At 45.1% G+C, this 13,818-nt stretch carries 15 protein-coding genes; 8 read left to right on the top strand and 7 right to left on the bottom strand.

From position 1 onward, the window contains the following. Both ACO0K8_RS19160 and ACO0K8_RS19155 read right to left on the bottom strand, forming a co-directional pair. Positions 1 to 402, bottom strand: coding sequence for a TssQ family T6SS-associated lipoprotein (locus ACO0K8_RS19160; RefSeq protein WP_422948251.1), 402 nt, complete (start codon positions 400 to 402; stop codon positions 1 to 3). After that, positions 386 to 1,930: a serine/threonine protein kinase gene (locus ACO0K8_RS19155; protein ID WP_422948250.1), complete on the bottom strand. Its 1,545-nt coding sequence runs from the start codon at positions 1,928 to 1,930 to the stop codon at positions 386 to 388. Before ACO0K8_RS19155 ends, ACO0K8_RS19160 begins: the two co-directional genes overlap by 17 nt. Before the next feature lie 337 nt (positions 1,931 to 2,267). On the opposite strand from ACO0K8_RS19155, the gene ACO0K8_RS19150 reads away from it, so the two are divergent. Further along, the gene (locus ACO0K8_RS19150; RefSeq protein ID WP_422948249.1) at positions 2,268 to 2,894 is read left to right on the top strand and encodes a DUF4124 domain-containing protein; all 627 of its coding nucleotides are present in this window, start codon (positions 2,268 to 2,270) and stop codon (positions 2,892 to 2,894) included. Positions 2,895 to 2,961: 67 nt separating this feature from the next. Here the strand turns inward: ACO0K8_RS19150 and gshA are convergent, their stop codons facing one another. The 5 genes from gshA to ACO0K8_RS19125 all read right to left on the bottom strand — a co-directional run bounded on the left by gshA (position 2,962) and on the right by ACO0K8_RS19125 (position 8,178). Further along, positions 2,962 to 4,566 (bottom strand): glutamate--cysteine ligase, encoded by a 1,605-nt coding sequence (gene gshA, locus ACO0K8_RS19145; RefSeq protein ID WP_422948248.1) that lies wholly within the window; start codon positions 4,564 to 4,566, stop codon positions 2,962 to 2,964. 199 nt (positions 4,567 to 4,765) lie between these two features. After that, positions 4,766 to 6,025, bottom strand: coding sequence for a tetratricopeptide repeat protein (locus ACO0K8_RS19140; protein ID WP_422948247.1), 1,260 nt, complete (start codon positions 6,023 to 6,025; stop codon positions 4,766 to 4,768). A gap of 201 nt (positions 6,026 to 6,226) precedes the next feature. Further along, entirely contained in the window at positions 6,227 to 7,090 is an 864-nt protein-coding gene (locus ACO0K8_RS19135) for a hydrolase 1, exosortase A system-associated (protein ID WP_422948246.1), read from the bottom strand. Further along, positions 7,091 to 7,930, bottom strand: coding sequence for a hydrolase 2, exosortase A system-associated (locus ACO0K8_RS19130; protein WP_422948245.1), 840 nt, complete (start codon positions 7,928 to 7,930; stop codon positions 7,091 to 7,093). Then, positions 7,930 to 8,178: an acyl carrier protein gene (locus ACO0K8_RS19125; protein WP_422948244.1), complete on the bottom strand. Its 249-nt coding sequence runs from the start codon at positions 8,176 to 8,178 to the stop codon at positions 7,930 to 7,932. The genes ACO0K8_RS19130 and ACO0K8_RS19125 overlap by 1 nt, the downstream gene beginning before the upstream one ends. 436 nt (positions 8,179 to 8,614) lie before the next feature. Here ACO0K8_RS19125 and ACO0K8_RS19120 point away from each other — a divergent pair, with 436 nt between their 5' ends. The 7 genes from ACO0K8_RS19120 (at position 8,615) to ACO0K8_RS19090 (ending at position 13,808) form a co-directional block, all read left to right on the top strand. Beyond that, positions 8,615 to 9,322: a hypothetical protein gene (locus ACO0K8_RS19120; protein WP_422948243.1), complete on the top strand. Its 708-nt coding sequence runs from the start codon at positions 8,615 to 8,617 to the stop codon at positions 9,320 to 9,322. Positions 9,323 to 9,325: 3 nt separating this feature from the next. After that, positions 9,326 to 9,646: an HPr-rel-A system PqqD family peptide chaperone gene (locus ACO0K8_RS19115; RefSeq protein WP_422948242.1), complete on the top strand. Its 321-nt coding sequence runs from the start codon at positions 9,326 to 9,328 to the stop codon at positions 9,644 to 9,646. Next, positions 9,643 to 10,551: an HprK-related kinase A gene (locus ACO0K8_RS19110; protein WP_422948241.1), complete on the top strand. Its 909-nt coding sequence runs from the start codon at positions 9,643 to 9,645 to the stop codon at positions 10,549 to 10,551. The genes ACO0K8_RS19115 and ACO0K8_RS19110 overlap by 4 nt, the downstream gene beginning before the upstream one ends. 3 nt (positions 10,552 to 10,554) lie before the next feature. Then, complete coding sequence (locus ACO0K8_RS19105) at positions 10,555 to 11,673, top strand: nucleotidyltransferase domain-containing protein (protein WP_422948240.1); 1,119 nt, start codon at positions 10,555 to 10,557, stop codon at positions 11,671 to 11,673. A gap of 36 nt (positions 11,674 to 11,709) precedes the next feature. After that, complete coding sequence (locus ACO0K8_RS19100) at positions 11,710 to 12,642, top strand: transglycosylase SLT domain-containing protein (protein ID WP_422948239.1); 933 nt, start codon at positions 11,710 to 11,712, stop codon at positions 12,640 to 12,642. Positions 12,643 to 12,652: 10 nt separating this feature from the next. After that, the gene (locus ACO0K8_RS19095) at positions 12,653 to 13,492 is read left to right on the top strand and encodes a PEP-CTERM/exosortase system-associated acyltransferase (RefSeq protein WP_422948238.1); all 840 of its coding nucleotides are present in this window, start codon (positions 12,653 to 12,655) and stop codon (positions 13,490 to 13,492) included. Positions 13,493 to 13,595: 103 nt separating this feature from the next. Next, on the top strand, positions 13,596 to 13,808 hold the full coding sequence (locus ACO0K8_RS19090) for a SlyX family protein (RefSeq protein WP_422948237.1): 213 nt from the start codon (positions 13,596 to 13,598) through the stop codon (positions 13,806 to 13,808). Positions 13,809 to 13,818: the final 10 nt, after the last annotated feature.

Raw genomic sequence — 13,818 nt, 5'->3', positions numbered from 1 at the left:
CTAATTTCCCAGAGTCTGTTTATACACAGGGCCCCATTGCGGGTGGCCGATTTCTTTTTTACTCAAGACAAAACCGGGGTCGACCGCACGCGCGGCAGTAAACGCGCGTTTGCATTCTTCGATGCGAGAGCTGGTACAGTAAATAAATGCCAGATATTTATGTGCCAGCGCAGCGTCTTTGGGGACGGTAAAGCCAGCGCTTAAGGATGTGCTCAAGGACTTTTCGGCGTCAGCATATTGCGCCTCTTCATACGAACGGATTCCTGCTAATAGTGCTTTTTCTGCCGGACGAGCGGATAGATCGGTCAGGCCGATTTGTGCTTCTGGCGCGACGCAAGCAGTCAGCGATATCGCCAAAAATGCAAATAAGATGGCTGTGCCAGATTTAGAAATGATGAGCAACTTTGATCTCTTTTTCGGTGTTGACGTCGATAGTGACCGCATAATTATCGTCTCCATTCTTTATTTCAATTTTGTGTTTGCCTACCGGCAGACTTAGTTTATTCAATGGCGGTGCCACGCCTCTACTCTGTCCGTCTACATAGACTTCACCCCAAGGCGATACCGCGATGGAGACTGCACCAGTGCTGAGCTGTGGTGCTTCTGGCTTGCTCGCTGTGGCAGCCAGCTTGGCTTTGTTTTGTTTGGCCAGCAAAGTGGCGGCAGCTTTGACTTGCGCGGCACTCTGTTTGTTTGCGGGCGGCTCTGCCGCAACCGGGAGACTGGCAGCTTCCGCCACGACGGGCTCGGATATCTTCGCTAATTCTGGCACAGGCTCGGTTTTGTTCACCGCACTGGCGGTTTGCTCAATTGGCGGCGGTGCGCTGACGGCTATTTCAGTGGCGTGCTTGGGCGCTTTAAGGGTAAGCCATAGCAACGATCCTACAATTAGAACTGCTGCGCCTAAATAGGCTATCTGGCGCTGGCTCAGCTTGATTGCTGAGGTGACATTTCGTTCTAGTTTGCCCGCACCGAGTTCCGAACCTGGTTTAGCAAGATCGGATTGTTGTATGCGGGCAATGATGCGCTCGGTTCTTTCTTTTTCCAGATAACGATTAAGATCTCGCGCCATTTCCGCCGCGCTTTGATAGCGGTCTTCCGGTTTTTTTGCCAGAGCTTTGGCGGCGATGCGCGCCAGTCGCAAAGGCACGTCGGGCTTGATTTCTTGCGGTGGAATAGCGGGTTCGTTAATAATCGCACGCAGCAGCTCTGGAATATCCTTGCCTTTGAACGGCAATTGACCGCATAGGAGTTGGTATAGCACCACTCCTAGCGAAAAAATATCGGTGCGAGCATCCACCTCTATGCTTTTGGCCTGTTCCGGTGACATGTAGTTAGGTGTGCCTAGTAGGCGACGCTCCAGCATATCATCGTAATCGAGCGTGGAATCGGCATCGGCTAATTGACGTGAAGCGCTGGCGATCCCAAAATCTAGTACCTTGGGAGCGCCCTTTTCGGTAATGAAAATGTTCGCGGGCTTGATGTCGCGATGGATCACCCCATGTTCATGTGCGTAATCGAGGGCATTGGCAATGCGTCCAACCAGATCAGCAATATGTCGATAGCTGAATTGATGTCCACTTTTCAGCATGTCGCTTAATTCTTTGCCTTCCAAACGCTCCATGACGATAAACAAGAGGTCGTCAGTTTTATCCGCGTCATACACCGTCACAATGTTTGGATGATTGAGGCGACCCGCGGCTCTGGCTTCTTGAATAAAGTGTTTCTCAAATAACTGCCTTTGATCAATCGACAGTTGAGGATTGAGTACCTTAATCGCTACCTGGCGTCCTATCAGCGGATCGCGAAATAAATACACAATGCCTACCGAGCCGTGTCCGATTTCTGATTCATAGACAAACCTGCCGATACGGCCTTTGGGTATCAGCACGGGATTGGATAATGAGGCAAGATGCAGGTCAGATTTCATGGGCGTTAGCATAACCCTGAAACACACAAATTTCCAAACAGGAAAGCAAATCTAAGAGAAAAAAATGCACGAATAATTACAAGTTGCGACTATTTGAAACAAAATTAGAGTTTACAGTTCAATATATTAAGAACTAAGCTCCTCCTTATTCAGATTGAATATGTGGATCGCTTTGCTATTCTCTGGTGTTGATTGCACTATTATTGAGGGTGGCGATCAGGTAATATGAAACATTCTGCGTGGGGAAGTTTTCTTTCCGCTCCTTGAAAAAAACCGTATTAGCGGACATTACTTTATTAATCAGAGTTCATTATCGATGAGGAGGGTATACAAAAAAATGAAGCTAAAAGTAGCAAGCGTCGCATCAGTTTTCGGCACATTTTTTGCCTTAAGCTCCTCTTTTGCGTATGCAGAATTGTATAGCTGCAAAGATGCAAGCGGTCGCATTATTACCTCAGACAGACCGATACCGGAATGCGCCGAACGCGCTGTTAAAGTGCTGAGAAATAACGGCCAGTTTCAAAGGGAAATTCCAGCTCCGCCGACTGAAGAAGAAAAACGCAAGGCGCAAATAGAGCAAGAAAAACAAAAAAACGAGGCGCGTCTTGAAGATCTCAAGCAAAAAGAAGAACGTTATTTACAAGCCCATTACAGTAGCGAAAAAGATATAGAGTTAATGCGTAGCCGCTCGCTGGAGGAGTTGCGTGAACGCATACGTTTGGGTAAAGAGCAGATGACGATGGTGACTCAAATTTTGGCACAACTGCAAGCCGAGCAGCAAAATAATGCAAAAAGATCCGCAACTGAAGTTTCAGCTCTTCAACATCGGGCCAGCGAAATGGAACGTTCGATCAAAAAAACCAAAAGCATTAATGACGCGTATGAAGCCGAATTAGTGCGTATCAATGCGCAATACGATGAAACGTTAAAACGTTACCGAGAAATCATGAATAAAAAAAGATAAAAGATCCTTGCCGGATCTTTTATCTTTTTTGAGACTTGTCATTTAAAGCAAAAAGCATCGCAGCATTTTATTTGTCGCAACAGATTTGACTGGAGGTTCTGGACCTATAGTCGGTGATGAATTGATCGAAATCACCGATTTGTGAGGTTTCCATTTCGTCCTGTTCTGCCAGCGAAGTTCGTGTCAAATGGTGGAAATACTCCGCCTCTTGTGTGCTAGGTGGGCGTGCTCTGAATTGGTCTGCCAGCAGCTTGCTTTGTTTGAGTGCAAAGTTTGCGAAAGAGCCTCCTTCAGCGCGTATCGCTTCCAATACATGTGCGGATGGTGTTTGCTCAGGATGGAGCAGTTTTTCAGTTTGTGCGTGCATACTGGTCGCATGTACGGTATCACCGCGTTGTTCGTCCAATAAGGCTGCTACCGGGGCGATTTTTTCCAGTAATTCTAAGCCCCATGCCTGCAAACTGACTTTCTCTCCTCCACGTCGTAAGGCCAATTCCGGACGCCGTCCTTGTTTTACCGTTAGCGCAAAATTTTCATTGTTTTCGTGGCCTTCGGCATCATTGGTTAATGGACTATCCTGCAGCGCGCAAAACAACAGGAAGGCATCAAGAAAACGTGAGGTTTCCAGGCTAATACCCAATGGCTCGAAAGGATCGACATCCATGCAACGCACCTCTATGTATTGAACACCTCGGCTACAGAGAGCCTCTACTGGCCTCTCACCGCTGCGAATTACGCGTTTTGGCCGTATCGTGGCATAAAATTCGTTTTCTATTTGCAGCACGCTGGTATTAATTTGTATCCATTCGCCATCGCGCTGGGTTCCCAGTGCTTCATACGGTGGGTAGGGCTGACGCACGGCGCGTGACAAGCTACTCATGTATTCGAGCAAGCTGTTATATGGAGGTACCAACCCGTCCTGAGCATTATTCTGATAACCCAAGTCGCTCATGCGCAGACTGGTTGCATAAGGCAAGTACAGGGTATCTGCAGACATACTTTCGAGTTGATGGGCGCGACCACGCAGAAACTCTGTCGATAAGGCCGGCGATGCGCCAAACAGATACATCAATAGCCAGCTATAGCGATGAAAATTGCGAATCAGGGCAACATAGCTTTCCGACTGAAAATCTTGCGCCTCACCAGGAGTTTTTTCCTCTGCCTGTAGCAGTTTCCACAGATCTTCGGATAACGAGTAGTTGTAATGGATGCCGGCGATACATTGCATGCTCTTGCCGTAACGTAGCGCCAGACCGCGTCGGTACACATGTTTGATCATGCCTATGTGCGAAGTGCCATACCAGGCGATGGGTATCTCCGCTTCTGACGGCAAACGACATGGCATGGATTGGCTCCACAACATCTGCTCGCCCAATTCGGTATAAGCAAATCGATGAATTGCATCCAATTTTTCCAGTGCTATCGCGATATCTGGCTCGGCGGGTGTTATAAATTCTAGCAAAGATTCTGAGTAATCCGTGGTGATCAACGGATTGGTTAGCGCAGAACCGAGCGCACGTGGATGCGCCGTAATATTCAAACTTCCGTCACCATTTACACGCAAGGTCTCGCGTTCTATGCCTCGCAGACCTTTAGATAGCAATGGACGATGGGCTGGGCTGGCTAGTAGTGCGAGTCGGCACTTTAATAGGTCGCTTACTGGTTTGTTCAAGGGAGATCCTTAGTGGTTTGCTGTTCACGTCACAAAGAATGTGGGCAATTTCACACAAGGATATCCGAAAATTGAATATCGGATCGGGAACTGCCAAAGTCGTCAATGACAAACGTGGTATTCGACGCAATATTTTGAACTAGCATCAAGAAAAAAGGAGCGCATTTAGCGCCCCTTCATTGCAAAGAACAAATTCGACTTATTCTTTCCGTACAAATAACCATAATTTGCCTAAGTCGGCACTGCCATCGGTCGCTTTAAGACTTTTCATCACCTCCGTGGCCTTAGCTTTATTCCCCGCCTGCAGATACGCCATGCCTAAATGCAGTTTGGCTTCCTCTGGGGCTTTCAGGCCTCCTTTAGCGATTCCTTGTTCGATCAACTCTATACCTTTTTCTGCTTGCCCTAGTGTCACATAGTTGTAACCCATATTCACCATGCCGACACCATTTTTCGCCGCCTTAGCCGCAGTTTCACCCGCATCTAACGTTTTAGCATCATCTGCAGCTTGCTTGTTCACTTTATCGCGCAATTGCTTATGTTTTGCCGCATCTTTACCGGCGCCCAACATATTTGCTGCGTAACCAGCATCGGTGACTTTTTTTGCTTCTGTCGGTAAGCCTGCTAGCAAAGCTAATTCCGTCATTTCTACATACTGCGCCGCTTCTTCCATATTATCGGTCGCCAGCATTAGACGATACCAGTCCAGGCGGAGTCGGTCAGAAAATCCTGGCTTGTTCGGCAATCGATACAGCAAATCGCCCCAATATTCCTTTTTCGGGTAAAACTCAACCATGCGCTCAAGTACTGAGGCGTAGCCCACATTATCTTTCAATTTTAAATAGCAGCTGATCAGCAAGTGCAATTTTTCATGGGTCGGAACGCGATTGGCCAGCGCGTCTTCCTGCAATTGTTTATTCAATTCTGTGATTGCGCCCGTGTAGTCATTTTGTAAGTACATGGTGCGCGCTAACAGGTCGCGCATCGCGACACTGTCCTTATTCAGTGCTAATGCACGTATGGTCCATTGTTTGGATTGGTCATATTTTTTTTCGTTGTAAAACGTACCCGCCATACCTTCTGTGTACTTAATTTTATCCGCAGCGGTGATGAAATCACTCTTGATCATGCTATCAAAAGCTTTTGCCAGCATCTCATTGTCACCCATGCTTGAGGCGATCACGGCACGCATGCGGGCAATCGCGAATAGCTCATAAGGCGTCTTATTCTCAAAGGCTTCAATTGCATCGAGTTTGGTCAATGCTTGTGGATAATCTTTACTCGTAATTAAGGTTTGAATTTCAGTAAATGGTTTTCCCATTTCTGCGCGTACTGATTCCTGTTTGGCGGTCGCAACTGGCGGTGTTTCAGCCAAGGCTAAGGTCGGCGTTAAGGCGAGCGTAGCAGTACCGATAGCAAGCAGTAATGCGGCTAAGGCGATAGGTGTTTTTTTTATCATGGTAATAATAAATGAGTGAACCGTTACTGAAATGGATGAAATTGTTAGGAGTATCAAATTTGTGATCAAATACTTATATGACAATTCGTCCCCTTTTTTTAAGCTGGTTATTATAGCCGAGCCTGCGTAGAAAATCGGTGTTGCAGATTGTCGTAATTGAGCTTCTGCGAATTTACAATATGCGTAAGCATAGTCTGGTGCTTACTTTGATTTGCACCAATCGATAGTCCATGCCCCAATTTGCTCACGCCAATTACGTTGAGAGAAGGTGTGGTTGGCTCCCTCCAATTCCAGGTAAGTTATCCGTTCCGCCGACATCAATTCCTTCCATTCGGGCGACGAGCTGCTTAAATCTGAGAATTCTTGCGCGGTGAGATCATTGGTACAGAGAATGCACAAGACCTTACCTTTGAATTGTCGCAAATCACGAAGCATTCTCTCTGGAAGATTTATGTCGGTTTCTGGGCCGTTTTGTGAGCAGATTTTTGCATTTTCTCGATTGAAAACTAGCTTTGCCACTTGCTGCCCTAAGGAGCCTAGCGCGACAAATGGATTAAAACGGCCAGACACCACTTTTTTCCACAAAGATAAATTCAGTAGGCGCTGCAAGTAGTAATGCTTGAGATAGGCTTTGGCCATTCCTTGTTCAGTCCTGACCCAGGGGTTGACTAAGACTAGGCCACTAACACGAGGATCTTGATGGGAATAATGCAGTGAGGCCGAAGCTGCATCACACAAGCCCCATAACACCACTTTTTGCAACTGCAGCTCTTGTTGAAAAAAACAATCGAGTGCGGCGCGAATATCATCGTCAATTTGAGTAAAATTTCGTTGCATTCCCTCGCTATCGCCCATGCCCCGATAATCAAAACGAAAAACAGGTATGCCATTTTCTGCCAATTGTCGTGCTAATAAGGTAAATTGCCTATGACTACCAATTCTATATTGCGGGCCACCGACAACGAATAGAACGCCGTGCGTTGTTGCTTGTTGTGGCTTACTGAGTATGCCGGTCAGTCTTGCATTTTGACAGTTAAAGGTTAATGCAATATCCTCGTATTGCATTTAGCGATTTCCTTGCATGAAAGCTTGTAGAGTACTGGCAATGAGTTCCGGATTATTTTCGATTTCTTGAGTTTCCCAAAATTCCACGCCAGTAATTAGCGTCGTTTTATTATTAACCCCCTTCTGCGCCCAGGCATCGATGACTTGCTTCTTTAGGGGCGAAATATCTACGCTTGCAGTGGACTGAATCTCCATCCAATCGAGGCGATAATCTAAAGGTAAATAGTCGGAAATTTTTTGTGAGTCAATCGCAGCAGCCAGGTGGGGAGGTAATTCATATCCTGCTATTTCGATCACTTCGCCCGCTAAAAGAGCGTTACGGATTGCCTGAGTACCGCTTGTTGGATTCTGTTTTCCACTTAACATATCGCCAGCTAAGCGTAGGCGCAAAAATTGATTCAGGAATTGGCGTCCATTAATCACTGGTTGCCACAGTATGAGTTGATCAATCGGGTAGTTGCCGACTTTTAAGAAATCCAGCGCGAGTAATGCTCCTAAGCGCACACCTAATAAGCTAATTGGAAGTTGCGTGCGTTGGCAGAGGTACATATAAGCCATGGCCAAATCATGCAGCCAATTTTCCCAGCTGCAATCCCGAAATTCTCCTTGACTGTCGCCACAACCTTGTAAGTCGATTAGTAATACAGCATATCCATGCGATGCCAAAGTGCGGGCCAACTTGCTTAGCATGTGTCTGGATTTATTCATTTCCTCGGCAAACGGTGGCACCAATAGAATCGCCCGTTGCACTTTCGCTTTATTTTCAATGCTGTGGTAGACACAAAATCGTTTTCCTAAATTGCTATCAAGGAAAAATGATTCTATGAAAACTGTAGCCATTAATTGAGCTTACTATCGACAAAAGCACTGAGTGTACCCAGCGTTTCAAACACTTGCCCGTTGATTTCATCGTCCTCAACTTCAAAACCAAAGTGATCTTCAAGTTTTTTGACGAGACTGATTACTGCCATTGAGTCAAGCTCGGCATAGGCACCCAGCAAGTGGGATTCTGCTTTCATTGTCTGCCCAGAGCTACCTAGCTTAAGTATTTCTATAATAATTTGTTTTACAGTTTCGATAGAATTCATGGAGCTGTCAGCATGTTAAAGTATTTTGATTGCGGTAGTTTTTATGAGATGTTTGTCTCTGGCTTAATCCGATTTTGCCACCTATTTGATATTAGTGACATAATAAACTTGAGTTGATAAAGAGCCTAACTCGAAGTGAGTAGTGGTTTTTAATGATTCCAAAGAAAAAATGCATTTTTGTACGAAGTGTGTCGATTTTTTTTACACTAGTCAGTTTATTCTTATTGAAAATAAATAAATAACATATAAATCAATGACTTAAATAGTAGGCATAAATATTGCTTTTGTTCGTACATGTCAAGGACGGAATATTTTTCTGGTATCAAAATAATCTCTGCACAATATTGGCAGAAATTCATGATACAGTTTACTCCAATGCTGCAATAAAGGACTAATGTTGGTTTTACTGGTCTGCATTTATATTTGAGGTGAGTTCATGAGTGAAATTGAAAAACAAACAGAGGCAAGCAATAGCGAAGCGAAAACGCTCGTTGCTCCTGCCATGGCTGTTGCCTCAAGCTCGAGACGAAGGCTAATTAAATTGGGCACGACTGCGGCGCCGATTGTCGCCACCCTGGTCAGTAAACCCGCACTCGCTTGGCATTGCAAAAGTCCTTCCGCATGGGGGTCAGAAATTTTGAATCCAAAAACAAGTTTAGCAACCAATGCGGGGCATCAATCTTATCCAGATGAAACATGGTATATCTCAAATTGGTGCGATAACACAGCACGGAGCACTACAGGCAATGCAAGTCAGCCTTGGGTGGCCTTGAGGGCAAAATTCACGGCGCTGAAAAACAACGCACCGAGTAATAAGACGACGAAAACTTCTTTCGATTACAAACTGTGCACGATTGCCGAATTACAGGCTGCTGTAGCTGGATTAAAAGTGGCTGGAGCAAGCCCGTCCGCCACTGTCAAATCTGTGTTGACGTCCGGGACTGATCTGCAGAAATCAACGATAGTCGCGCAGCTCAATTATTTGATACTGTCTCCTTTGCTGACGAATCAAATGGAAAAGTGTCTGCCTTCTAGCGCATTGCAACAAATGGCTACAGGTAGTTATAGTCCTTCTGGCTCTGGTCAGACGTGGGATGCTGCAAAAATTAAAAAATTCCTTTATGATAACTATATGGCACGCTAGTCGTTGTCGCATATCATAAAAAAAAATCCAACACTATCTCCTTTGTGGTCACTTGTTTCACCCGCGCGGTTTTGTATTCGAACCTGGGAGAGCGAGGATGCTGCTGTAGTGTACGATGTTCGTTCAGGTGATACGCATTTGATCGAGCCGCTTGGTCGCGAAGTTTTGTATTTATTAAGAGATGAGCCGGGCACCACTGAATCCATACGTTTAAAACTGCTCTCCTTGTACGCGCAAGAGGATCACGTATCAATTATTGATCTCATCCCTACAATTTTGCGAGATATGTGCGATGTGGGACTTATTGTTGAGACCTACGTTTGAAAGTTTCCAACTTTACGCATCCCGAGCTGGCGGCTTTACTAAGACGTGGCGAATTGTTGCTACCATTGGGGCCATTTGTGGCTCGCATTAAAACAAATGTGCCTGGTTTGCTTGAAAATATCTCCCTGATGTACACTGATTTTGAGGTGGTTTCAAGTGATTCCTTTGCTGACTTTCACGTCGAAATAAAATATGAGAATGGATTTCGACGCTGGGTAAAGCCACAAGTACGATTTTTTTTTGATGAACGTCCTTCTTTCACTGCACTACCGGTTGAGCAGGCACCGGCAATGCTGGAGTGGGGACTTAACTGGTGTATTGCTGCGCATAGCCATCAATTTTTGATCATCCATGCCGCAGTAATTGAGAAGGGTGATCGGGCTGTTGTTTTGCCAGCGCCACCAGGCTCAGGAAAAAGCACGCTATGCGCTGGTCTAGTAATGCGTGGCTGGCGTTTACTTTCCGATGAGTTGGCGCTCTACGATATGAGCTCAGGTAAAATTTATGGAATGGCACGACCAATCAATTTAAAAAATAGGTCTATCGACGTCATCAAGAAGTACGCACCAGATGCAGTACTAACCACGTCCATGTCTGATACGACTAAAGGAACAGTGGCATTAGTTCGTCCGCCTTTAGATAGCGTAATTCGCGCGGCAGAAGCCGTGATTCCGAGTTGGATTATTTTGCCTAAGTACTCAGAAGGTGCAAATGCAGAGCTGACATCCTATAGTCGTGCACATACCTTTATGTTAATTGCCGAGCAGTCATTTAATTATGATATCCAGGGGCAACGAGGTTTTAAAGCGATTGGGGATTTAGTGGAGAGATCTCAATGCTATCAATTCACCTATAGCAATCTGGACGATGCTGACCGCTTGTTTTCAGATTTACTTGAAAAATAAAAAATGAAACGTCAACGAAATCTGATTACTTCTGCCTTGTTGCATCCTCACATACTACAAGATTTGACTATGCTCGATTGGGATCTATTGATACGTCAAGGGCGAAGTGCAAATTTGTTGGGACGCTTAGCGCATAAGCTGGAGCAAGAAGATTTGCTTGCATGCGTTCCTGACGTAGTGCGTGTTCATTTGTCCTCGGCATTGCAGATGGCCAACCGACAGGAAATAGCATTGCGGTGGGAGGTTGAGTGTATTCGACTTGCATTAATTGAAACAGAAACTAAAATCATATTACTCAAGGGGGCTGCGTATGTCATGGCCGGGCTAAATGTAGCGCGCGGCCGTACATTTTCGGATGTTGATATTCTGGTTCCCAAAAGTAAATTAGGTCACGTGGAAAGCGAGTTGATGGTACATGGCTGGCAAGGCGGGCACCATGATGAATACGATCAGCGCTATTATCGACAGTGGATGCACGAGTTACCACCTATGAGGCATATTATGCGAGGCACGACTATTGATGTGCATCACACAATATTGCCCGAAACGGCGCGTGTGAAGATCAAGAGCGACGCGTTATTTGAAACGGAAATCGCATTGTCTGGAGAGAAAAATTTATATGTTTTCCAAGCTACGGACATGTTACTACATAGTGCTACGCACTTATTTCATGAAGGCGATTTTGAAAAAGGATTGAGAGACTTATTCGATTTGGATAGTCTACTCCGACAATTTTCTAGCGATCCTAGTTTTTGGCCGCTATTAGTACCGCGTGCGATAGAGCTGGGATTAACTCGTCCGCTATTTTATGCATTACGATATTCTGAATTGATTTTGGAAACACCTATCCCAATAGAGGTTCAAGTTGCCGCAAAAATCGGTGCCCCGACTTTTCTGGCGCTACTATTCATGGATAGCTGCTACCAAAGAGCCTTAGAACCCGTGCACTCTAGTACTTTCAGTTTGTCGATATGGTTAGCAAGATTTGGATTGTATGTGCGTTCACATTGGATACGGATGCCATTTCACCTATTGACATATCATCTGGGACGTAAAATTTTCATGCGAGCGTCAGTGAAGGAAGTCGAAAAACAAAACGCAGAGCTAGAACTTAAAATGTGAATTCGATCGGACGTATTAGCTGACTTATGCAATGGGATGAAAATGGAAATTTCCTTTCGTTACAGAAAACGCACTACGTGGATAAGTATTTTTTTAGTTCAGCAGTTTTTCTCCTTCGAGGTGTGGGCGTACCAAGAACCAAATGAGCGTGTTTCCCCCGAAGACTTAACTGTCCTGGCACGTCGATATGAAAATGCGGAAGGTGTTACTAGGGATTACCAAAGAGCATTTGACTTGTATTGTCAGGCCGCTAAAATTGGTTGGCCCGAGGCTCAATATTCGCTAGGCTGGATGTATGCAAACGCCCGGGGCCTTGTTCGTAACGATCTGGCAGCACAGCAATTATTTCAACTTGCCGCAGAGCAAGGACATCGTCAATCAATAGAATTAATTCGCGGCATGGAGCGAAATAGCATTAATGCACTGCCCTCCTGTATTTTTCCTGAAGAGATCGTGCCTTCTAGCGGCAATAGTACTCTTTCAAAAATTCAATACCCACACGGGAAAGTAAGTGAGTTGGTCAATAGACTGGCTCCGCATTATGCGGTAGATCCAGGTTTGGTAATGGCGATAATTTCAGTGGAATCACATTTTAATGAACGCGCAGTCTCATCAAAAAATGCGCAAGGTCTGATGCAACTGATGCCTGATACTGCTGAACGCTTCGGTGTTAAAGATGCCTATAACTCTGAACAAAATATTAAAGGCGGTTTGTCATATTTGCGCTGGTTGTTAGCCTTTTTTAGAGGTAACGTCTCTTTGGTTGCTGCCGCCTATAATTCAGGAGAGCGTGCGGTAGAAAAATATCATGGTGTTCCCCCATATCAGGAAACTATTGATTATGTCCAGAAAGTGATTAATCTTTATCAAAAAACGACTCATCCGTTTCTACGAAATATCGTTGCCCCCTCATCTTTCCTTCAAGTTAAAAAAATTATTCGCCCTAATTTTCGTTCAAAAAACCATTGATGAAATGGCCTTGTCACATTCTGAGTCAGGTGGCCTTATGTGGATAAATGTGTTGCTAGGAAAACGGGACTTACTTACTCCATACTTTAAGTTTAAAAAGGAGTTACGTGGAAACCTCACCTCAGCGCTGTTAGAGGATATATTCCGGCTTCGTTATGAGGTTTATTGTTTGGAGTGCCAATTCCTGGCGATTGATGATTTTAAAAATGGACAGGAAACCGATGAGTATGATGATTGCTCTACGCATTTTGCCGGTTTCAGTTTAGATGGCACTATCATTGCTACTGTAAGGTTGGTGCAACCGAGTCCAGCGCAAAACTATCCGTTTGAAAGTCACTGTGCTGTTTTTGATACGTATCTTATGCCGCCCAGAGACGAGACTGGGGAAGTGTCGCGATTGATAGTAAAAAAAAGTCATAGACGTAGGCAAGGTGATTCCATGCAAGGTGTATCCAGTGAGTTTCGTGAAAAAGGCAAAATATCTGCGATACAGCCCCATCATGGGGGGCGTAAACGCGATGGGGATAGTCCTATGTTATTGCTCGGGTTATATCGAGAAATGTATCGATACAGCAAAGAAAATGGCATTCGTTGGTGGTACGCAGCGATGGAAAATTCGGTTGCGCGTTCCTTGGGAAAAATTGGATTTGAGTTTCTACCTATCGGACCACAAACCGACTACTATGGTCCAGTTACTCCCTATGTCGTAAACGTAGACGAAGTTCATCATCGACTACAGATAGAAAATAAGCTGCTGGCCGCCTGGTTCAACGATGAGCGTATACCTTTTCCAATATTAATCGGAGGTTGGATAGATCAATTTCGTCGTCGTTTCAAGAATAAGAAATGAGCACCTTTGAAATCTGCTTACTTGGGTTAAAATTCCGAGCTTCACATTACTGTACATAATGCATAACAGTAAATCTTGGCTGATATCGGCAGAATAAAAAAATATGACTACAGAAGAACGTTTGATTGACCTGGAAATTAAAATTACACGGCAAGACGATTTGTTGGATACGCTCAATACCTTGGTTTATAGACAGCAAGAAAAAATCACTGAGCTCGAAGCACTTTGTTTGGCGCTGGCAACGCGCATGCGTGAATTAGCTGTGACCGCTAATCAAAGGGGGGCTGTAGTTGATGAGCGACCTCCGCACTATTAGCTTGCGCGAA

Source organism: Undibacterium sp. Ren11W, from assembly GCF_049340485.1.
Lineage (GTDB): Bacteria > Pseudomonadota > Gammaproteobacteria > Burkholderiales > Burkholderiaceae_D > Undibacterium.
This window is presented reverse-complemented; position numbering and strand designations above follow the sequence as displayed.